At 59.4% G+C, this 20759-nt stretch carries 14 protein-coding genes and 5 pseudogenes; 10 read left to right on the top strand and 9 right to left on the bottom strand.

The annotated features are described in order from the left end of the window. Positions 1-66: 66 nt before the first annotated feature. The gene (locus AC1Q7H_RS09760; RefSeq protein ID WP_035815586.1) at positions 67-378 is read right to left on the bottom strand and encodes a DUF736 domain-containing protein; all 312 of its coding nucleotides are present in this window, start codon (positions 376-378) and stop codon (positions 67-69) included. A gap of 799 nt (positions 379-1177) precedes the next feature. On the opposite strand from AC1Q7H_RS09760, the gene AC1Q7H_RS09765 reads away from it, so the two are divergent. Both AC1Q7H_RS09765 and AC1Q7H_RS09770 read left to right on the top strand, forming a co-directional pair. Continuing rightward, positions 1178-1426: a helix-turn-helix domain-containing protein gene (locus tag AC1Q7H_RS09765; RefSeq protein WP_153956765.1), complete on the top strand. Its 249-nt coding sequence runs from the start codon at positions 1178-1180 to the stop codon at positions 1424-1426. Positions 1427-1429: 3 nt separating this feature from the next. Then, positions 1430-2770, top strand: coding sequence for a type II toxin-antitoxin system HipA family toxin (locus tag AC1Q7H_RS09770; RefSeq protein ID WP_492381187.1), 1341 nt, complete (start codon positions 1430-1432; stop codon positions 2768-2770). A 53-nt stretch (positions 2771-2823) separates the two neighbouring features. Here the strand turns inward: AC1Q7H_RS09770 and AC1Q7H_RS09775 are convergent. Continuing rightward, positions 2824-3243, bottom strand: a pseudogene (locus AC1Q7H_RS09775) (DUF932 domain-containing protein); the annotation flags it as partial. Here AC1Q7H_RS09775 and AC1Q7H_RS09780 point away from each other — a divergent pair. Next, positions 3242-3595: a hypothetical protein gene (locus AC1Q7H_RS09780; RefSeq protein WP_492381188.1), complete on the top strand. Its 354-nt coding sequence runs from the start codon at positions 3242-3244 to the stop codon at positions 3593-3595. The pseudogene AC1Q7H_RS09775 and the gene AC1Q7H_RS09780 sit on opposite strands and share 2 nt — an antisense overlap. A gap of 411 nt (positions 3596-4006) precedes the next feature. Beyond that, positions 4007-5200: a hypothetical protein gene (locus AC1Q7H_RS09785; protein ID WP_492381189.1), complete on the top strand. Its 1194-nt coding sequence runs from the start codon at positions 4007-4009 to the stop codon at positions 5198-5200. Positions 5201-5775: 575 nt separating this feature from the next. On the opposite strand, the gene AC1Q7H_RS09790 is transcribed toward AC1Q7H_RS09785, so the two are convergent. Next, complete coding sequence (locus tag AC1Q7H_RS09790) at positions 5776-6864, bottom strand: IS110 family RNA-guided transposase (protein WP_492381190.1); 1089 nt, start codon at positions 6862-6864, stop codon at positions 5776-5778. A gap of 36 nt (positions 6865-6900) precedes the next feature. Between AC1Q7H_RS09790 and AC1Q7H_RS09795 the strand changes: the two are divergent. Beyond that, positions 6901-7167, top strand: a pseudogene (locus AC1Q7H_RS09795) (IS110 family transposase); the annotation flags it as partial. Positions 7168-8086: 919 nt separating this feature from the next. Here AC1Q7H_RS09795 and AC1Q7H_RS09800 read toward each other — a convergent pair. Beyond that, a complete protein-coding gene (locus tag AC1Q7H_RS09800; protein WP_492381191.1) occupies positions 8087-8383 on the bottom strand; it encodes a hypothetical protein in 297 nt (98 codons plus the stop codon). Positions 8384-9130: 747 nt separating this feature from the next. On the opposite strand from AC1Q7H_RS09800, the gene AC1Q7H_RS09805 reads away from it, so the two are divergent. Together AC1Q7H_RS09805 and AC1Q7H_RS09810 are read left to right on the top strand one after the other, a co-directional pair. After that, complete coding sequence (locus tag AC1Q7H_RS09805; protein ID WP_492381192.1) at positions 9131-10357, top strand: ISL3 family transposase; 1227 nt, start codon at positions 9131-9133, stop codon at positions 10355-10357. A 27-nt stretch (positions 10358-10384) separates the two neighbouring features. After that, positions 10385-10717, top strand: a complete 333-nt coding sequence (locus AC1Q7H_RS09810) for a transglutaminase domain-containing protein (protein WP_492381193.1) — start codon at positions 10385-10387, stop codon at positions 10715-10717. Positions 10718-10763: 46 nt separating this feature from the next. Here the strand turns inward: AC1Q7H_RS09810 and AC1Q7H_RS09815 are convergent. The 3 genes and pseudogenes from AC1Q7H_RS09815 to AC1Q7H_RS09825 all read right to left on the bottom strand — a co-directional run. Further along, positions 10764-10937: pseudogene (locus AC1Q7H_RS09815) on the bottom strand (hypothetical protein); the annotation flags it as partial. A 1111-nt stretch (positions 10938-12048) separates the two neighbouring features. Further along, positions 12049-13179 (bottom strand): extracellular catalytic domain type 1 short-chain-length polyhydroxyalkanoate depolymerase, encoded by a 1131-nt coding sequence (locus AC1Q7H_RS09820; protein ID WP_492381194.1) that lies wholly within the window; start codon positions 13177-13179, stop codon positions 12049-12051. A 38-nt stretch (positions 13180-13217) separates the two neighbouring features. Further along, positions 13218-13655 (bottom strand): CopG family transcriptional regulator, encoded by a 438-nt coding sequence (locus AC1Q7H_RS09825; RefSeq protein ID WP_492381195.1) that lies wholly within the window; start codon positions 13653-13655, stop codon positions 13218-13220. Between the two features lie 200 nt (positions 13656-13855). On the opposite strand from AC1Q7H_RS09825, the gene mgtA reads away from it, so the two are divergent. The 3 genes and pseudogenes from mgtA (at position 13856) to AC1Q7H_RS09840 (ending at position 18032) form a co-directional block, all read left to right on the top strand. After that, positions 13856-16402 carry a magnesium-translocating P-type ATPase gene (mgtA, locus tag AC1Q7H_RS09830; RefSeq protein WP_492381196.1) on the top strand — a complete coding sequence of 849 codons (2547 nt, stop codon included), beginning with the start codon at positions 13856-13858 and terminating at the stop codon, positions 16400-16402. A gap of 239 nt (positions 16403-16641) precedes the next feature. After that, positions 16642-16866, top strand: a complete 225-nt coding sequence (locus AC1Q7H_RS09835) for a transcriptional regulator (protein WP_420872264.1) — start codon at positions 16642-16644, stop codon at positions 16864-16866. A gap of 129 nt (positions 16867-16995) precedes the next feature. Further along, positions 16996-18032, top strand: a pseudogene (locus tag AC1Q7H_RS09840) (IS110 family RNA-guided transposase). Positions 18033-18344: 312 nt separating this feature from the next. Here the strand turns inward: AC1Q7H_RS09840 and AC1Q7H_RS09845 are convergent. Continuing rightward, positions 18345-18667: pseudogene (locus AC1Q7H_RS09845) on the bottom strand (hypothetical protein). 636 nt (positions 18668-19303) lie between these two features. Then, on the bottom strand, positions 19304-20362 hold the full coding sequence (locus AC1Q7H_RS09850) for a DMT family transporter (RefSeq protein ID WP_153955832.1): 1059 nt from the start codon (positions 20360-20362) through the stop codon (positions 19304-19306). Between the last annotated feature and the right edge of the window lie 397 nt (positions 20363-20759).

The following is a 20759-nucleotide window of genomic DNA, read 5'->3' on the forward strand; positions in this document are numbered from 1 at the left end:
CGCGCGATGCTGCGGCTAGCAGCAACTGCTGCCCCGCCGCAATGGGCGGGGCGTTTGGGGCATCCGTCAGGCCGTCGGCTTGCTGCGCGACCAGATCAGGTTGTGCGTACCATCATCTTCCTCGATCAGCCGGGCGTAGATCGTCGCCGGAAACGAAGGATCATCGAGGGTCACGGACAGGTAGGGCCGCTCGGACTGGCTGACTTTCTTCCACGCCGCGCCGAGGTCATAGCCGCCGGCCGCCTGGACGCGGAAGTCGGGGGCGTTCTCGCTCGCCTTGTCGTTGGGGATGAACCGGACCTTGACGTTGAGCGTCAGGGTGCGAACCGTGCCGATGAAGCCGTCGTTCTGAGCGGTGAAGATGCCGATGTTGGCCATGATGCATTCTCCTTTCGGGTTACCCAAGGTCGCGCCCATCGCGTCCTTGTTGTGATCCGATCCGCGGGGGCCGGGCTGGCTGCACCGCTTGCGGCCGAGACGCAGTGGAGGACCTGCAGGCGCGAACAATTTGCTGCGCGAGGAAGCCGCGCAGCGGCGGGGAAATTGTTTGGGCTGGAAGGTTGCGGCCATAAAGACCGAGGCGCAGCCGCGCCCCTGCCAGGATGCACAACAGCCAAAGGACGCATGGGCCGACCCTCTCCGAAAGGAGCCGTGGCCGACTCGGCATCCTCGCATGACTGCCTGCATCGGCTTACGCCCTGACGCGGGCAAGGACCCGTCCCTCAACGACAAGCGAGAACGCCCCTGCCGTAGCCCGCGGCGACTCCTTCGAGGCATGGCGTGGATGCTCCATAGAGGCCGAGCGGCGTATCCGTGAACCGCCCTTCATGACGTTGTGGGCGACGAATCGCTAGCGTCGAGGACAGAAGGCTTTCGCACAACCTGTTGCAGCAAGCCGAGGCGTAGCCCCACGGCACCGCCCCCTGCAGCGGGGCACAACGCTTGCGACCCTGACAGTTCATTCGAAAAGCCGTAGGAAGCTTTTTTTGCCAGATGTACTCCAGCGCACACTTCAAAGACCGCGGGCTTGAAGTACCTGCTACACACATTTACTTGCTTTACAGTTATTTCAACTTTACTCGTTATGGTGGTAAGTCGTGCCTACCTGCATAGCAAGTAATTTGCTTTTACAAGCAAAGCAGTTAAAATTGATTTACGCGCATTGCAGGTATCCAAAATGAAGCAAGTGCTCTCAACGCCATCTCAGCTAGGCGAAATATTGCGGTCAGCTCGCCGAGCCAAACGGCTCACGCAGGGCCAAGCCGCCACCAGGCTGGGACTAAGCCAAAGCCGGCTGTCTGCCTTGGAGATTGAGCCCAAAGCCATCTCTTCGGAACAGTTACTGGCCTTGGTCAGCCTTTATGACTTAGAGCTCGTTCTCCAGTCGAAGAACCACGCCTCTCCATCGCAAGAAACGGAGTGGTAATCAATGGGAAGAAAGTCACACACTCGGGCGTTGTCAGTCTGGACCAATGGCCAACGTGTTGGCACCTGGCGCATCCCGCCGCATAGCCCTATGGAGCTCCAGTATGACAAAGACTGGATGGCTTCTGCCGCAGGACGCCCCTTGTCCCTTTCACTGCCGTTCGGCATCGACACCTCTCCTTTGAAGGGCGAGCGGGTCCGCAACTACTTCGACAACCTTCTGCCGGATAACGACAACATCCGCCGGCGGCTCGCTACCAAATATCAGACCGCTTCCACCGACCCCTTCGACCTGTTGGAAGCAATAGGACGAGACTGCGTTGGCGCCGTCCAGCTTCTCAAGGAAGACGAAGCCCCCCAGAACGTCAACAGTATTGAAGGCACCCCGCTATCTGACACCGACATTGAGACGCTCCTCGAGAACACAGTTACCACAACGGGGCCTGGAACAATAATGGAAGATGAAGATTTCCGCATCTCCATTGCAGGCGCCCAAGAAAAGACCGCCCTGCTCCGTCACGAAGGGAAATGGCTGCTTCCGCATGGGGCAACGCCGACTACACATATCTTGAAGCTACCGCTCGGCTTGGTTGGCAACCGGAAAGCTGACTTGTCGACCTCGGTAGAGAACGAATGGCTTTGCATGCAGCTCTTCAAGGAGTTCGGACTGCCGGTGGCCGACTGTGAGATATTGACCTTCGGCAAGCAGAAGGTGCTCGTCGTCACGCGATTCGACCGACAACTTCATCACAGCGGCAAATGGATAATGCGTTTGCCGCAAGAGGATTTCTGCCAGGTCCTCGGCGTGCCTCCCCATCTGAAGTACGAAGCAGAAGGCGGACCTGCAATGGTCGACATTGCGGCAGTTCTCCGGCAGTCACAAGCTCCAGAGCGGGATCTGAAAACATTCTTGGCAACACAAGTCCTGTTCTGGATGCTGGCTGCTACAGACGGCCACGCCAAGAACTTCAGCATCCATATGTTGTCAGGGGGACGTTACAACCTCACACCGCTCTATGACATTCTGTCCGCTTGGCCGATTATCGGGGATGGGCCCAACCACGTCTCGTACCACAAGGCTAAGCTCGCCATGGCAGTTGCAGGCAAGAACCGCCACTATCTGTTGAAGGATATTCGGCGCCGCCATTTCAATGCCATGGCACCTAAGTGCTATGCAGACTCAACTGCGGAACCAATCATGGAGGAGTTGATTGCCAAGGTCCCAACGGCCGTTTCGAACGTGGCCAATCGACTGCCACCAAATTTCCCTGCTCATGTCTCGGACAGCATCTTGGAAGGCCTTCAGGCGTCCGCCAAGAAACTCGGTGACATGAACGCAGGTTAGCGCTGCAAAACCGCCGGCGGTTGCCGGCTTCGAATCCTCAGAGAGTCAACCGTTGGTACGCGCACGTCCGCGATGGCGTCGCCGCAGACAAGGCCGTTCTGGCACACGAAGCGGAACATGCCGGCGAGCATCTGGTAGCTGCTCATGCCGTCGTGCGAGTTCAAGAGGATGATTTCGTTGGCCTCGCTGCCGTTGATCTGGCTGGAATGGCGCAGCCGGATCATTGTGCTTGGTGTAGTGGCGGCGGCTTTCTTGTCGCACACGGGTCTGGCAAACCATGAAGGGCTGGAACCCTTCACCGCGCAGTTCCTGCAAGACCGTTGCGGTCGGGATGTAGCTGTACCGTTCCGAGCGATTTTCGTGCGGGGCTTCCGCGAAGATGGACGCGCCACCGCCCGGATCTGGTCATCCGACAAGGGGAGTTCCGAGCGCAGCACCGGGGAGCGGGAAGCGAAGCGGGATGCGAGTTGCATGGTCTTTCGCCTGGCTGAAGGCGGCGACGTGGCGATTTTTTTTGTGGACGTTGAGGCCGGGCGCGGCAGATCTGCCGCGCCCGGTTTGAGCGGATGCCCCGGCGCAACGCGCCGGGGCCATGCTGCTACGTCACGCGGCCAGCGCGTTGGCTGTCACTTCGCCGGCGGGCTCGTCCGGCGCATCCCCCTCACCTGCTTCTCCCTGCGCGCGCTCCTTCGGTGCCGTGTCGAACCCGCTCTTGCTAACAACACCGATCCGGGCGAGACTAAGGTCATCGATCTGGTGAGATCAGAGCTTGCCTGGCCAGTACGTTCGCACATCGAGTTTATGATTCACAACGATCGGCGCTAGGCCTCGTCCTCCGCTTACCTTCCTCAAGGACCGGGCGTGCTGAGTCAAATCTACCCGGGCGCCTACAACTGTCCGGGAGAGATAAACGTGGAAGCGACGCCGCGTACTCCATTGCGGCTAGGTTTCTGGCGAGGACTCTATTCTGCATATCTCGAACGAACACGCAAGCTTTCTTACCGATGCCAACGATCCTCGTCACTTTCGCACCTTTTCGTTCCAAAAGAGAAACAACGGCGCTTCGTTATAAAAGCTAAGAAGATCTCAAGTTAGTCCCGCCTACTTGCCTTGCGAATCGGTTTGAATATATTTCAGTTTGCGTGGAGTACACGCAGTGGCGACGTCGGGGCGCAAGGCACGATTTCCCGGCTTTCGGTCCTATAAGTTTGACGCAGAGAGGTTCATATGCGCCTCATGAACCGTATTCTCGTGACCCTGTCACTCTCGCTGCTTCCTGGCATCGGCCTTGCACAAACTTGTCGGTGGGATGGCACGGCCCCATGGTGTAGCGGCTCTTGCGGCAGCGGCGAAACGGAAATGGCACGCGTATCCGATTTGCCCGAGCACTGGAAGCAAGCGTTTCCCATAGCCCAGAACACCAACTTCGGCGCAGCATGCGTTTTCGGCTCCAAAGCCCTCTGCTGTAAGGCGTCGGCTGGCAGTCAATGTCGATGGGATGGCACCGCCCCGTTTTGCGATGGCGAATGCGGACCCGGTGAAGTCGCCGCGGCGCCGCCGGCAGGATCAACAAGCGGCGCCGCATGTGTCACTGGGCAGAAGAAGTTCTGCTGCCGAGCGTCGGCCGGCAGCTCGCGACAGGCGCTCACATCCAACCCCAAGTTGACGGAGTACGCCACCATCTGGGAAAAGTCGCCCGGTCCTGCCTGGCAGGCTCGCCACGGGCTCACTAGTCAGCAGTACCAGCAGACGTTTGATGAACTGGTTCGCCAAGGATATAGGCCGGTCGATGTCAGCGGCTATAGCGTTGGGGGTCAGCCTACCTATGCAGCCATCTTTGAAAAGCGCGCCGGCCCCGAGTTCGCTGCTTTTCATGGTATTACCGGCGACGCCTACCAGCGCGAATTCGATCGCCTAACGCAGTCTGGATACCATCCCGTCTTTGTGGATGGGTTCGCCGTCGGAAACGCGGACCGTTACAACGCCATCTTCGAAAAAGCTCCAGCGCCACCGTGGGTCGCTCGGCATAACCTGGATTCCGCCTCTTACCAGAGGGAATTCGACCGGCTTACGAGGGATGGATATCGGCCAGTCGTGGTCAGCGGCTACAACGTGAACGGCCAGGACCGCTACGCAGCGATATGGGAGAAGCGCAGCTCCGTTCCTTGGGTCGCACGACATGGAATGACCTCCGCGCAGTATCAACAGGAGTTCAACCGGCTTGGGCAGCAAGGCTATCGCGTCGTCACGGTGAGTGGTTGGCGATCGACCAACGAGCCGCGTTTCGCTGCGATCTGGGAGAAGGTCGATGGCCCACCGTGGCTGGCGCGGCATCAAATGCTCGCTGACGGATATCAAGAAGAGTTCGATAAATTTACCAAGGAGGGCTATCGCCTGAAGGTCGTAAGCGGCTATCACATGTACGACTGAACGCCGCCTCCCGGCGGCCGCACATCCGGCATTTTCCGCGGAGTCGTCTTTACCCTAAGGAAGGCCGAAATGCGGAGCGGCATTGCTGTGGCCAACGTTCCATTGACGATCGCGGCCTTACTTCTGATCAACACCTTGGCCTCGGCCCAGCCCGGCCGACAGCTATCTCGTCTTCGCGTTGCTTGCCTGTGCCTTTGGATCATTGGTGCAATTGTGAACACAGCCTTCTATGAGGGCGAGGGTGTGAACCCCCTTCAGTATTGGATTTCAGCATAGGTATGTCTGGCGCGATATTTTCTCCTTGCAAGCGATTTACTTCGTTCGCGGACTGACGCGGCGCGAAATCGAGGTCGGGGTACTCAATTTCGGGCTATTGGCCCGGACTACCTTCTATCCGTGCCGGCGCAGGGCCGGGCACCACATACCACATGCGCAAAGCGCTGGGACTTCCCCTGTTACCTGCGCGGCCCATCTAGAAGAACGGCTACCCGCGGAGGTAGCCCGGCTCTGTTACGGGCACGCTGACCTGCTATCGTTACCGCGTCGCTCTCCACGCTTAGATCGGCATCACGTCACTACTGGTTTGAACACGTCACTACTGGTTTGAGGCTTGCCCCGGGGGGAATCTCGCCGTACTCGAGAGAGCGCCACAGGGCAATTGCCAATCGGCGGGCAAGTGCGACAATGCCGACGCGCCGCATGCGCCTGCTACCTGGCGCGAAGCGCTCATTGAACCATTGCGTGAGCTGACTCGTTGGCTGGTAGCGTAGCCAGCTCCAGGCCAGTTCGATCATCAGCCAGCGGGATCGTTTGTTGCCCGCCTTGCTGATGCCTTGCTCGACCTGACTTTCGCCACTGCTGTAGGGCGTCGGTGCCAGTCCCAGGCAACCTGCGACTTCGCGCCGGTTGTGAAAGCGCCGCCAGCCAAACAGTTCCTTGATCAAGAGCCAAGCACTGCCCGCGCCGATCCCGCTGAGCCGCGCGAGCAGTGCGATGGCTGGTTGCGTGCCGGCTTGCAGCGCCTCGCGCTGCTGGGTTTCGATCGTCTTGATCTGCATTACCACCAGCGCCAGTCGCGTGACTTCACGCTCGATCTCGGCACGCACGCCGGGACGGAGTTGCGAGCCATAACCGTTCCACGAGCGCTTCCAGGATCGGTCCCCAATGTGGGCGACCCGCAGGTTGTGCAATACCAAGAGCGAACGAATCCGGTTGCTGTGAGCCGTGCGTTCGAGCCTGAGTCGCCGGAGCTCTCGGTGCAAACGCCGCTCATCTTCCTGCTCTGGTGTTGGCACCCGCGCGACTGCCCACACGCGCCGCTCGCCGGCGTGGTAACGCATCGACATCGAGAGCAGCTTGTCGCCGTCGAGCCGATCGGTCTTGGCGCGTCGCGCGCGGCGGTCGACTTCAATACTGGACGAGTCGACCACCAGGTTTTGGATACCTTGCTCGATGAGCCATCGGTGCAGCCAAAAGCCATCGCGGCCGGCTTCATAGCAACTGCGCACCGGGGCTTGCGGCGCCAGGCCGCAGCGTGCTTTGGCCTTGGCGATCACTCGCAAGACCCCATCCTTGTCACCAGCCGCCAGCGTATGTCGGCTCGGGCCACGCACGCCGTCGCCTAGCGACAGCTTCCATCCCTTCCCGCCCAGTTCGAAGGCCATGTACAGCCAGCCGGTGATCGTCGTATTCTGCCTTTGAAGCGCCTGCAGTCCAAAGCGCGACGGGTCAGGGTCGTCTACGAGGCGGGCCCATGCGGATATGGTCTTTACCGACAGCTTGCAGGGAAGGGATTCGAGGGCATGGTGTGCGCACCGTCGTTGATTCCCAAAATGCCGGGTGAACGCGTCAAGACTGATCGACGTGACACCGTGAAGCTCGTGCGTGCGCTCCGCGCGGGCGACCTGTCGAGGGTCTTTGTGCCCACCGTGGAGGACGAAGCGTTCCGCGATCTCTCACGTGCGTGGGTCTAGCACGTCCCGCTAGCGGCAACGATGCGAATGCGCCCACTGCGTGCTCCATGGTGAATCGGCTCGCCAAAAAAGCCGGAGGCTGGGGCGTCCACTGCCAGACCAACGGCGACAGCGAGAGAGATGCGATCGTCATGCCTGCTGCGGGAGGGTCGGAAAATACGTCAATTCCAAGTCGATTCGCCCCCACAACACGCTGCTATATCGATAACCAACCTAATCGATAACTGCTCGATTTCTGTGTTTTCACTGTTTTCGTGTTTAGCCTAGCCCAGACGCCCTACCCCGAATTCCGCGACGGATTTCGTCGCCCGTCAGACCAAGAGCATCATGGTGGCGAAGGTAGACTGGCGTCGCATCAGCTTGCGCAGTGGGAACCGTTCAAGATCAGTCTCAGCGATTCAAGTGTGGCTCGACGATGCCTGAAGCTGTTCGAACCTCAGCCTCAGAAAACTGCGTCGCGGTTCGCCCGTACATGCTTGCTGATATCGCCATTGCAATAAGGTGGGGAATATCACGACAGCCCGGGGCCGGCGCCCGACGACCGGCACCGCCCTACCCCATCCAGGCTCACGGGACCCCGAAGGACCACAGGCAGCTCTCGGCCATGAACCGCCGTTCGAACGTGCCGGCATCCTGCCATTCAGCCGGCTCCAACGCTCCCAAAACGGCCATTCGGGCGAACATTAAATTGACCGGTACCAACCAACGGGCTCATCTACATTGGGAGTTCCTCGAAGACCGCTTACACGAGCCGGCAACTTCCGCTTTGGGTCGCGGACTCGGAAACCTGTGCAGATGAACTGGGAACTAAAGTGGGAAACGGCTACGCATCACTATTTACCTCGACTTAGTTCCCGAAGTTTCCCGTATTTAGTTCTTCGTGCTCTGCAAACCGGTATAGCGTGAGCAGATCCTAGTTGAGTGAGCTACCTTGCGCGACAACTTCACCGGCAGTGATCTGTGGTGGGTTTGGGAGCAGGGGGGCCAATTTCTCCCGTACAAAGCCTGCAGCCCTTTTGTTTGATTCTTCCGCGCCGGATTGGTCCTGAAAAACGCTCGTGGAAATCATGACGCCTGACCCGGCATCCACCCAGTAGTACGCCACGAACCCCGGGATCTGAGAGATGAGGGGTAAGAAACCTTCATTCACCAGCCGCCCAGCCTCACTCGGATTGGTCACGCCCTCGTACCGTCGTACCGTCGCAAACATCGCATTCTCCTTTCATAGCACTTGTACCAACTCTGCCGACAAATAAGACAAACGTCTGGGTCTCGTATGGTCATGAGGCTTACTGCGGCCCATGTTTCATCTGCTCACCTCCTCTGCAAGGACACCGCGTAGCGTATCAATCGCTGGCCGAAGCCGCGAACTTTCAAGATAGCACCGGCCGCTGAAAAAGCTAGTTGACCGCCCATCCCGCTCGACTTCTGTCGTTGGGCTCAAAGACACCCGAGTCACTTGAATGTCGCTTCCACTTGGAAGCTGCCATTCGCCTCCCCGAGCTCGAATGGCCGTAGGGGCCGATAAGCGACCTTGGGTTTCCCGGAAATCGGCGAAGAACCCTTTTTTGACGTGCAGTATCGCATCTGAAACAACTTCAGCGGGCTTACGCCTACTCGCGGCGGGTGCGCTGTCGGACCCAATCAATCGGAGCCCCCAGGCGTCTCCTGATCACAGGTGGGGGTCGACGAACGGGTCCGTGTGATCATGTGACGCCCTTCGCGCATCCCCAGGTATCAGGATTGATACGAATGTAGCGGGGATTGTTCATTGAATCCCTGCGCAACCAATGGGGACGGGAACCTGCGGCACCCAATTACACCGCAATTGCAGGTGTCGACTTTCTTAAACGCGCTCCCAATCATGGGGCGAGTTATCGGCTTCGAAAATGTAGCCTCTTTTGAATTTCAAGTGGGTGGTATCGTGGGGTGTTTCAGGTAAAGAGCAATACGAGCGATGCATAGCAAACTGTTTGAAGCAGCCCTTGGCGTAAGCGATCCGTGGTTCGTCCGGGAAGTCGACTTCAACGCGCAAACCAAGACGTTGACGATCCAGATTGACTTTGTCGCCGGCAGCCGCTTTTCCCACCCGGAGGTCGCCGGTGGGCACCCGGTTCACGACACGGTGACCAAACGCTATCGGCACCTGAACTTCTTCGAGCACGACTGCTATCTGGAAGTCCGCACGCCACGCGTGAAGCTTCCCGACGGCCGCGTGGCGTTGGTCGAGCCGGACTGGGCTGGCAAGCTCTCTGGCTTCACGTTGCTGTTTGAAGCCATGGTGGTGGCGCTTGCGCAGCAGATGCCGTTTTCTGCTGTAGCCAGAACGGTGGGTGAGTCGTGGCATCGCGTGTACGCTATCTGCGAGCGCTATGTCGACCTCGCGGTGGCCGAATTCGATCGGGCCGCAATGACCGCTGCCGCCGTTGACGAAACGTCCTACAGGCGCGGTCACAATTACCTGACGCTTGTCGCTGATGCCGACGCGCGTAAGGTCGTGTTTGTGACCGAAGGCAAGGATGCTGCCACGGTTGGCAAGTTCGCTGAACATCTGCGCGAGCACAACGCTGCGCCTGAGCAGATCGGGGTGGTCAGTATCGATATGTCGCCGGCGTTCATCAAGGGCGTCAGCGAGCATTTGCCCAACGCGCGCATCACCTTCGACAAGTTCCACGTCGTGGCGCACGCTTCGGCAGCCGTGGACAAGACCCGGCGTATCGAACAGAAGACCGATCCAAGCCTCAAAGGCCTGCGCTGGACGCTGCTCAAGGATCGGAACGGCTTGCCAGCCGCACAGCGTGCCGATCTCGACGCGTTGATCGCCAACGTCACGACCAAACGCACCGCCCGTGCCTGGCTGTATCGCGAGCAGTTGCGCCACATCCTTGGGCGCAAGCAGATCAACGTTGTTTCCGCAATGCTCGAGCAGTGGTGCACGAACGTCATGCGATCCAAGGTCGAGCCAATAAAGGAGGTCGCGCGCATGATCCGCAAGCATTTCGACGGCATCGTTGCATGGACCCAGACGCGCCAGACCAATGGCTTCCTGGAGGCGCTCAACGGCCTGTTCCAAGCCGCTAAGCGCAAGGCCCGCGGTTATGTGAGCTTCAAAACCATGCGCACCGTGATCTTCCTGATCGCCGGAAAGCTCGACTTCTCCTCGATCAACCCGCATGCCGCATAACCCACTCATTTTTCAAAAGAGCCCCTGATGATTGGGATCTGCCGCGCTCTGAGCATTCCGGCGCGCATGTCCAGCAGCCTGGACTATGGGGCGGATCCGACAATGGGCGCGCCGGATTTTCATGCGGTGGTAGAAGTGTACTTGTCCCACCGTTGGTACCTGCTCGATCCCTCTGGCGTATCGATCCCGACAGGGCTACTTCGTATTGGCACCGGCCGGGATGCTGCGGACATACCGTTCGCGGCGATATTCGGCACGGTGGAATCGGAGCGGCCCTTTGTCGAAATCCAGGCTGTGACCGACACAGCGGCCGGGATTGAAATGCCGGTGTTCACAGCAAAGGCCATCTCCACCTGGTAGCCGGCGCTCGTTGGCCGCTGCTACTGGCTCCGTGGTCGGTTGCGCATCAACGTTTGTTTCCCTTCATGCTCTCGGTTTCCATGGCGGCCTTCCATTCCTCATAGGCCTTGATCGGCTCCATGGACTGATCGACGAACGCGGCGGCGCGCTCTGCGGCGGCCAGCGTATCCACGGTGGAGTCGCCATGGTTGTCGTCGTCCGTGCCGGGTGGAAGCAGCATGAGCGTATTCTTAAGAAGTGACATAACAACAGGCTATAAGCAACGACAAGGCACTCATGAAGTACGCCCGTGTACCTCTGGCCCCGACGAAGCGCTCGACAGCGCCGAGAAAACGCCAGAGCGAACAACCAGATGAAGCTCGCAAGACGGCGCAACCCGGCCAATTCGAGCCGCAAAGCAAACAGATTGCAGATTTTAGCTAGTTTCATCAACATCACTTGCGGTGCTATCGCGCCTACAAACGGATTTTCGGCGCTACCATCGCGGCATTCCTGTCCGGCTGTACCAATTAACGTCGGCACCGTGGGTCCCAACCCTCCGAGCGAAGCTTTGCTCGGATTACCGAGGTGCCGTTATGCGTACCCTTCTCTATTTTCGTTTCATAGATGCCGCTTCCGCCCGAAATGGCGGGACCCGCTTGCTTCCCCTATTGAACGCGCCAACCTACGTGACGGGCCCACGGTTCCTGGGCAAAGGCCTCAAGCCGATCGAGGGCTTTCCGGCTGCCGATACCACCCACACCACCTTCCGACATGAAGCTTCGATGGCGGGATATGCTATCTGCGCGGTACTAGGCATAGCGCTCGCCGGATACTACGGCGACCATCCTGACCCGCTGAGTAGTCTCACCGCGTATGGCCCCTTGGCTTTGTGATCGGCGGCTTCTGCGGCTGGTGCGTGGGCGCCTTGGGCGGAACCAGGCTAGCGCGACCGCGGTTAGCCCGGCATGCCGCCCTATTATCGCAAGGCGAGATTCTCATGATCGTCGGCTTCAAATCTTCCGACAAGGAAAAGGTCAAGTCCTTGCTATATGGCAAGGGCGGAGTTGGCATAGAGGAACGTGGCGACTTCCTGCCTCATTTGCGCTGGATATGAGAATGGACGCCCCCAACAGGTCAGCAGCGCACATCTTTGCTGGAGAGCTTTAGGTGAACCCGACTCCTCTACCTCGCAAACAACCTAGCTGACGCCCACAGGGACCGTGGCCGCCAGCGCGCTGAGTGCCACTGGGCCATTGTCGAGCAATTCAGTGGCGCGCCTTGCGACCGGGCGATTGCCGGCATTGCGCTCGTCTGCACTACCGTGATAGCACCCCTTTACCCGGTCCCTGTCAACGGCACTGCGGATGCGCAAGAAAGAACCGCACCATCTCGGCGCTAGCATCGGGCCCGCCGGTATCGGTGTACGATCCGCGGACGCTGCCACCAGCCCATGCATGCGGTGCACCGTGGATGACCCAATACTCCGCATCGACACCGTTGGTGGCCGTCAGCCGCCGCCGCGTGCACGTGCGCCCGCCTACCTGGCTGAACGGCGTATCAGTGGCAGACGACGCGCTCGCACTGAATCCCCGCACGATTTCGCTGCCATTGGAGGGGTGAACCGTCGCATCGGCGTCGCCGTGAAAGACGATCAACGGCCGCTTCGGCACGGCGGCCCCATCGTTACCGTCGGTGGCCCGCCTATGTCGCGCCCGGTTGCCCCCCTTCATCGCTGCAACTGCCGACGGCAAGTCGTGAGCGCAGCGATACGGCAGACCCGAGTGAATTCCCGCCGCGGCATACAGTTCCGGGTATGTGTGAATCATCACTGCGGCCATCGCACCGCCAGCCGACAAACCGGCGACGTACACGCGGGCCGGATCCACGCTGTGGCTGGACATCACGTCGCGGGTGATTCCTGCAATCAGCGAAGGCTCACCTCGCTCCCGCTGCTGGTCGCCCGGCTTGAACCAACTCCAGCACTTGGACGGATTCGCTGACTGAGGCTGGATCGGATACGCGACGAGGCAGTCGTGGCGCTCGGCCAGCGCGTTCATTCGGGTGCCCGCCGAGAAATCGTCCGCGTCCTGCGTGCAGCCGTGCAGCATCACGATCAGCGGCAACGGCGCGCCCCTGTACCCACTGGGTACGTAGAGTTTGTAGTCCCGCCGCCCCGCGTCGTTTGCAAACGTGCTCGCACTGAAATGCCCGCAGTCCGCGACGCCGGCTTCGCGGGCGACATGCGGGTGGGAAAACGCGTCTGTGGCTCTCGCGCGGGCGAATCGATTCCTGGGCAACACGCCGTCGAGATGAGGTAGCACGTCGCCCGCGTCAGCGGGCGGTTGGGGCACTTCCCGGCTTGGCCTGCCGTCGCCCCGCAGCGCTCGTTGAATCGCTGCGGTAGCTTCGAGCGGACCGGAGGTGCGCAACAATTGCATCGCTTCTCGCATGGACGACAGGAAATCCTCGTTCATCTTCATGATCCGTGTCCGTATGTCGGTTTAAGCAGCCGGCCAGGCTAGCTGATTCGTCCAGCTAAAGCTGCCTTGACCGCAGGTGAAGCGTGGAATGCACCCAGCACCACGACCGACGCAATCGTGGCGAGCGCGAGATCAGGGGTAACATCAGACGCAATGCTGGCGAGCCCCAGTACATGAATGTTGAGACGCTGATTTGCCGCTCGCGCCGACTCCAAGTCTTGCTTGGAGAAGTGCTGCAGACCGAGTACCAGCGCCCGGCGCGTAACCGTTTCGCTGACGGTTTGGGCATGGAGCGCCAACAGGTTGCGGATTGCAGTGCGGATCAGATCTGTGCGATTCGAGTAGAAGCCTTCTTCGACCAGCAGATCGATCTGGCCGAGGTCGACCGGACCGAGATTGATGGTGATCTTCTCCGTCTCGCCCCCCTTCGGACGGGTCCCTACCGTAAGTGCATCCCGGGCTTGGTGCGTTTCCATTCTTCATCCTTATGCCATCCAACAGGATGGTCCTAGGATGTTTATAGGATGGCGAGCACGCGCCGTCAATCTCTAATGCGGGAACACGACGGTGCAGTGCAGTGCGGCGAGACGCGCACATGCCGGGTCGGCAAGCATTGACATGGACACGCCCACTAGACTGGATACCGCGATGCGTGAGTTCGCCGGAGGAATCCATCATGCCTACACCCGCCGTCAAAACGGATTCCGCATTCTGGCAGTTCCCTGTCGCGGCGCTATTGAAACAGGTGGCCACAAATCCTGACGGACTGAGCAGTGCTGTGGCGGCTGCGCGCCTGGCACAGTTCGGCCCAAACCTGATCCATGGGGAGCGAAAAAGAGCGCTGATCCTTCAATTTCTGACCAAGTTCCGCAACCCCTTGGTCATCATTCTCCTCGCTGCGAGCACCCTTTCCGCTTTCACCGGCGACACCGTCAGCTTCTTCATTATCGGTACCATCGTTATCATCAGCGTGTCCCTCGATTTCGTTCAGGAATACCGGGCTGGTCAGGCGGCGGACCGACTGCGCCAGTCGGTGGCAGTACGGGGGCGGGTGCTGCGAGACGGCAAGCCCCTTGAGATACTGCTTGCGGAGCTGGTGCCCGGCGATGTGGCGCTCCTTACCGCCGGGGACCTGATTCCCTGCGACGGCAGGGTACTGGAGGCAAAAGACTTCTTCGTCAACCAAGCCCTCCTTACCGGCGAACCATATCCGGTGGAAAAGACCCCCGGTGATTTGCCGGGAGAGACAGAGATCCTCTCGGCCAGCAATACCGTGCTGTTGGGGACATCGGTGATCAGCGGCACGGCCAGGGTGCTGATGTGCCGCACCGGGCAGAATACGGCGCTTGGTGAGATTGCCGACACCCTGCTGGTCACGGCCCCGCCCACCGCCTTCGAGCAGGGTACCCACCGCTTTGGGAACCTCATCATGCGCATGACGATCCTCCTCGTCCTGTTCGTCCTTCTCGTCAACGCGTTCTTTCACCGCCCATGGCTCGAATCGTTCCTCTTTGCCGTGGCCCTGGCCGTCGGGCTGACGCCTGAACTCCTCCCCATGGTGGTCTCCGTGACGCTGTCGCGAGGCGCACTGCGCATGGCGGCCAGCAAGGTCATCGTTAAGAGGCTCGCCTCGATCCACAATCTGGGCAGCATGGACGTATTCTGTACCGACAAGACCGGCACGCTGACCGAGGCCCGCATCCACCTGGAGCGCCACCTGGACCCCCTTGGCCGGGAAAGTCAGCGGGTTCTGGAACTGGCCTACTTCAACAGCTTTTTTGAAACAGGACTAAGAAGCCCCCTGGATAACGCCATTTTGGAGCACACAGAAATCGACGTGAGCGGCTGGCGCAAGATCGATGAAGTGCCGTTCGACTTCGAGCGCCGCCGGGTGTCGGTACTCCTCGACAACGGGACGACCCGACTGCTCGTGGTCAAGGGAGCGCCCGAAGACATCCTGCGTCTGTCGGTCAGCTATGGATTGAATGGAGAGGCCGGTCTGCGGCCCCTGAATGAGGCGGCGCTCAAAGGGATCAACGGGCAATTTGAAGGTCTCAGCAAAGAGGGCTTCCGGGTGCTGGGCATCGCTTCACGGCAGGTGGGGATGGACCACCCCCATGCCGTGGTGGGCGATGAAGCGGAACTGGTCTTTGCTGGCTTCGCGGCCTTCCTCGATCCCCCCAAGGAGAGCGCCAAGGCGGCCCTGGCGGAGCTCGCCGCCGATAGGGTCGCGGTCAAGATCATCACCGGCGATAATGAATTGGTCACGCAGCATGTCTTCGCCCAACTTGGGCTCCCGGTAGTGGGTGTGCTTACCGGTGCGCAGATCCAGCAAATGGATGACCCGGCACTCGCAGCGGGGGTGGAGCAAGTGAACCTCTTCTGCCGCGTGGCGCCTACCCAGAAAAACCGGGTCATCCTGGCGCTGAAGCAGCGCGGTCATGTGGTCGGGTATCTCGGCGACGGGATCAATGACGCGCCTTCGCTCCATTCCGCCGATGTGGGCATTTCCGTGGATGGTGCCGTGGACGTGGCAAAAGCGGCGGCAGACATGATCCTGCTGGAACGCGACCTGGTAGTCCTCCATGCCGGCGTCCAGGAAGGACGGCGTACCTTCGGCAATATCATGAAATACATCATGATGGGAACCAGCTCCAATTTCGGCAACATGTTCAGCATGGCCGGCGCCTCGCTTGTTCTCCCCTTCCTCCCCATGCTGCCGGTGCAGATCCTGCTCAACAATCTCCTCTACGACGTATCCGAACTGCCCATTCCACTGGACCGGGTAGATGATGATTACTTGAGCCACCCCCGCCACTGGGACATGAACTTCATCCGCAATTTCATGTTGATTATCGGCCCGGTCAGCTCGATCTTCGACTTCCTCACCTTCTACATCATGCTGACGGTCTTTCATGCCGGCGAGAGGCTCTTCCATACCGGCTGGTTCATTGAGTCCATGGCCACGCAGGTGCTGGTTATCTTCATCATCCGCACCCGCAGGAATCCTTTCAGGAGCTACCCGAATCCGTGGCTCATCGCCTGTTCACTGGCAGTGGTGGCGGTGGCCGTGCTGCTGCCGTTCACCCCTGCCGGCGTGCATCTCGGTTTCGTCGCGCCGCCGGCATTCTTCTTCCTCATCCTCGCTGCCATGTTGCTCTTGTATCTGTTGGCGGTGGAAGGCATGAAGCAATGGTTCTTCCGCCGCTTTGCAACAGAGTGACGCAGAAGGGTGAATTCGTATCCCAGCTACGCCGTGCTTCACCGCAAGAAAGAAGTCATCTGAACGGCATTACCGGTAGCACCCGTACAAGGGATCTCGGCCAAAGGAAAACTGGGGCAGTGTGGCAGGAGAAGGTGTTCTGCCGGGTACATGCGCATGGTCTGGAGCTGCCTGCTTCTACGCGAGTATCCAATCAGGCAGGTGGTCATCTTTCACCCGCCGCCCCAATAGCATGCAGGATCTTATTCCGACTTATCGAAGATGCCGGCATCGTGGACTTTCTTGCGGCCTTGCAGCGTAATGGTCTGGCAGCAGGTGATTTCGAACTCCAGGAAACGGATACGACTGACCCAAAAGGCGACGAGAACTTCGGTTTACAGGGCTACGTCACGGTAACCAGACTATCGACACAAGTTACAAGGGAATACCCCATCGGCTATGAAACCAATTGGGTTCTCCGCTGATACGATCATCCTAACGCGAACATAGATCCGTTAACAACGGAACCAATGGGATGGACGCCCCCACCCCAACGGCATCGGTGTGCCAAAGTGGAGTTGCGTATCACCACTTCACGGAAGGGAGCGTCCATCATGAAGGCTACTACTATCGGCATCGATCTGGCGAAGAGCGTATTCCAGGTTCATGGTGTTTCTGAGAACGGCAAGATCGTCTTCAGAAAGCAACTCAAACGCGACCAGGTGGTCATTTTTTTCGCGAACCTTGCTCCCGCCCTTGTGGGCATGGAAGCGTGCGGCAGCGCTCACTACTGGGCCAGGAAGCTACAAGGCATGGGACACACGGTCCGCTTAATGGCACCGCAGTTCGTCAAGCCTTATGTCAAGACCAACAAACACGATGCCGCCGACGCAGAGGCAATTTGCGAGGCCGTGACCACGTCCCAACATGCGCTTTGTGCCGATCAAGAATGTCGAGCAGCAGGCGATGTTGGCCTTGCATCGAGCTCGCCAGGGATTTGTGTGCGCTCGCACGGCGCAGGGCCAATCAGATCCGTGGCCTGCTTAGCGAGTATGGATTCGTCTTACCTCAAGGAATCGCCTGCATTGCGGAAAAGGTCCCCGACATCATTGAGGATGGCTCAAACGAGCTGCCGGGGACATTCCGGCAGCTCATACAACGCTTGATGACACATCTCAAAGCGCTTCACCAACAGGTATCAGAAATCGATGCCGAGATCAGGGCATGGCACAGGCAGAGTGAGCTGTGCTGCAAGCTTGAGAAGATACCCGGTGTCGGGCCCGTGACAGCCACCGCGCTGGTTGCAACCATTGGTGACGTGAAGCACTTCGAGAGCGGCCGACAGTTGGCAGCGTGGCTCGGCCTCGTGCCCAGACAACACTCCAGCGGCGGAAAGCAGAATCTGCTTGGAATTAGTAAGCGTGGAGACTCGTATCTGCGAACACTGCTGATCCACTGTGCGCGCTCAGCAATCTTCGCGTCACGACGCAAAGGTATGGAGCAACGTTGGGTCCACGACGTGGCGCGTCGGCGCAATACCAACATAGCCGCTGTGGCTCTGGCCAACAAGATCGCGCGAACTGTGTGGGCACTGTGGAGGCACGATAGGGATTACCGAGCTGGCTACACGCCTGTGGCTTCAGCCGCCTAGCCGGTTCTCTTAATGGTGTGAAACAGTATCAGTAGGAAGATCACAGATTGCTCAGGCAATCATCGAGTGATGGCAAGACAGGTTAGACCGTGACCGGCAAAGCCCGATAATGTCACGAAGAACCGACGGGGATCCGGCCAGCGAAACCCATCAGGGACCGCAGCGTCGCTGCAGCAAAAGTCCGAATGTACGGTTGCAATCTACCTTCGCGCTCATCACCAAATGACGGCTTGGCAAACTGGGGGCGTCCATGTAAGGACATTAGGAGTTCTTGGCTGTGTGCGGTAGGACGGCTCCCAGGAGCGCGCACAATCATTTGGCATCCGCATCGCTCGATTTTTTTTGCAAGTCCTTGCCGGGCTGGTAGAGCGAATCGAAGTATTCGCGCAGCTTACCGATTTCCTGCACGATCTCGAACGAAAACCCCTGTCGGAGGCCGCGGCGGCGTCCATCTGCAGGCTGTCAAGGTAGCGCGGGCAGTCGACGAAATCGACCCATTTCGTTGCAATGGTGTTGACGATGCGTGGGTACTTGCGCCCCAATTCTAGGGGACGCACTTCTTCCGGCAATTGGGCCAACCAGCGGATGGCATTGCGGTTGAGCGCGTAGTCATCTGGGCCGGCCGGCTTTCGCAGCGACGGAGTTCAGCGGCCGTTTTCCTGGATTCCCAAGGCATGGCACGAGGGGTGAAGTAGACATCCGGCCCCAGGCCTTTTTCGCGAAGAAAATCGGCCCGGGCGACGTTCCCCGGTACGGCTTCCGTGTGCTCGATCTTGACATCACCACCAGGCATGGTCAGCAGGAAATCCGGCTTGTCGGAATGGCTAAGGATCAGTGGAAACGAGAGCTGTTCAATTGGCAACGTCGCAAGCAAGTGCGCGATGCAATAGGGCCGGGAAACGGAATTCGTGAGACTGGGACGTTCTTTGTGAGACTGTAGTTACGTAAATGGTAAGACTACCCGGACTCCAGCCACGACGTGTCGCGCGTGACTATAGATCGTGACGCGAACCAAAACCCTGACAGTCCGATCCGGGACCGAATACCCTGCCATGTTATGAGCGGCTGGCATGCCGTGACCTTGGCAACGACCAGCCCGCCGCGCCGGGTGACGCCGCTTGGCCACCTGCATCTATGGCGGCGGCGAGTGTTGGGCCTACCCCACCCCACCCCGCACTGGCAGTGCAGGAATAGAGACCAATTGGTGCAAGGAATAGACGCGAACACTATCCCTCCGTGTTGTATTCCATATTGGCCGAGTCTCGGCTATGTCAGTGCGAATGCCTGTGATGAATATCAGGGAAGTGGGGATGCTTGTGGACGAGGGGGGCATGCCAGTGGGTGTGCACATGTGGCTCCTTCCCATTCCACGGGAAATCATGCTCGTGCTGATGGTGTTCATCGTGACGATGCGCATGCGTGTGTTCCATCGCCTCATGGGTGTGTTCGTGCTCGTGCCGTTCGCGAAGATGCAGCCACACACCCAATGCCATCAGCGCTGCGGCGAGCCAGAACAGGAAATTCGGTATCTCCGGCCATAAGAGAAAGGAGATCACCACACCGAATATGGGGGCCACTGAGAAATAAGCACCTGTCCTGGCCGTACCAAGATGACGAAGGGCGATCACAAACAGCGCCAGGCTCACACCATAGCCGGCAAAGCCGATCACCATCGCCGAAGCTAAAGGTATCGCTCCAGGGAGCGTGCTGCCTGCGACCAGTGCGAATCCCGTATTGCACGCGCCTGCGACCAAGCCCTTCAGACAGGCGATCAGGACAGCATCATTCGATGACACCTTGCGGGTGAGATTGTTGTCGACCGCCCAGCATCCGCAGGCGGCAATAATAAGCAGTGCACCTGGAGACAAGGTGGCAGCACCGGGCTGCCAGGAAAGAAGCATGCCCCCGGCAACGATGGCAATCATGCCAAGCACAATCTGCCGATCGGCGTTCTCCTTGAACACGATCCAGGCGATGAGCGCTGTGAAGACACCCTCCACATTCAATAGGAGCGAGGCGGATGCCGCGCTGGTCACAGCAAGCCCCGTCATCAGAAGTGCCGGGCCGGCCACTCCACCAGCCAGGATCGCTCCCAAAAGCCACGGAATTTCGTGACGCGGAATCGGCGGTTGCGGCGGGGTCTGGCTGTCGGCCTTCCGGGTGAGCTTCCTTAGTAGCAGGAATCCGCCAAGGCCCAGGCCGCTACCCAAGTACAACAGTCCCGCCAGCAACAGCGGCGAGACTGTGCCCGTCAGGGTCTTGGCCAGCGGCGTGCTAGCGCCGAACAGGAGTGCGGCAGCGAGCGCCGGGGCGGCGGAACGAACGGACATGTCAGCAATGCCATGGGGGAATGGTTGCCTATTGTCGCGCGTTTGCGGAGAATACGGGCCTATTACTCATATTGCGAGTTTTGCAGCGGCCTCCCCGCAGCACCGCTGGCTGTCTTCATGAGGCGCCACACGAGGTGACTTGCGGTCGATGCATGCATCGCGACCACGGGTTCCTCGTGAACCGCATGAACGTCACTCGCAATGAGCGTACCTGCCGGAACGGGCCCTAACCTGTGGTAAAGCCGTTTATGTCACTCTCCCGATACATCGCAATATGTGTAGTTTGGAGCAGGGGATTGTAATTCCGGTCAGCGCAAAATGATTGGTTGCAACAGGCGACGCGGCGGCCGCAATTGCAGCACTGCCACTGCTCAGCTCGCCTTCGCTGGTGGCCCGT

It is taken from the genome of Cupriavidus sp. GW823-FHT06D04, assembly GCF_058795055.1.

Coding starts and splice junctions, on each gene's coding strand:
- AC1Q7H_RS09810 (WP_492381193.1), top strand. CDS start 10,385: ATGATTGGGATCTGCCGCGCTCTGAGCATTCCGGCGCGCATGTCCAGC.
- AC1Q7H_RS09780 (WP_492381188.1), top strand. CDS start 3,242: ATGGTCTTTCGCCTGGCTGAAGGCGGCGACGTGGCGATTTTTTTTGTG.
- AC1Q7H_RS09850 (WP_153955832.1), bottom strand. CDS start 20,362: ATGTCCGTTCGTTCCGCCGCCCCGGCGCTCGCTGCCGCACTCCTGTTC.
- AC1Q7H_RS09800 (WP_492381191.1), bottom strand. CDS start 8,383: ATGTTTGCGACGGTACGACGGTACGAGGGCGTGACCAATCCGAGTGAG.
- AC1Q7H_RS09790 (WP_492381190.1), bottom strand. CDS start 6,864: ATGGCCTTCGAACTGGGCGGGAAGGGATGGAAGCTGTCGCTAGGCGAC.
- AC1Q7H_RS09765 (WP_153956765.1), top strand. CDS start 1,178: ATGAAGCAAGTGCTCTCAACGCCATCTCAGCTAGGCGAAATATTGCGG.
- AC1Q7H_RS09805 (WP_492381192.1), top strand. CDS start 9,131: ATGCATAGCAAACTGTTTGAAGCAGCCCTTGGCGTAAGCGATCCGTGG.
- mgtA (WP_492381196.1), top strand. CDS start 13,856: ATGCCTACACCCGCCGTCAAAACGGATTCCGCATTCTGGCAGTTCCCT.
- AC1Q7H_RS09770 (WP_492381187.1), top strand. CDS start 1,430: ATGGGAAGAAAGTCACACACTCGGGCGTTGTCAGTCTGGACCAATGGC.
- AC1Q7H_RS09820 (WP_492381194.1), bottom strand. CDS start 13,179: ATGAAGATGAACGAGGATTTCCTGTCGTCCATGCGAGAAGCGATGCAA.
- AC1Q7H_RS09825 (WP_492381195.1), bottom strand. CDS start 13,655: ATGGAAACGCACCAAGCCCGGGATGCACTTACGGTAGGGACCCGTCCG.
- AC1Q7H_RS09760 (WP_035815586.1), bottom strand. CDS start 378: ATGGCCAACATCGGCATCTTCACCGCTCAGAACGACGGCTTCATCGGC.
- AC1Q7H_RS09785 (WP_492381189.1), top strand. CDS start 4,007: ATGAACCGTATTCTCGTGACCCTGTCACTCTCGCTGCTTCCTGGCATC.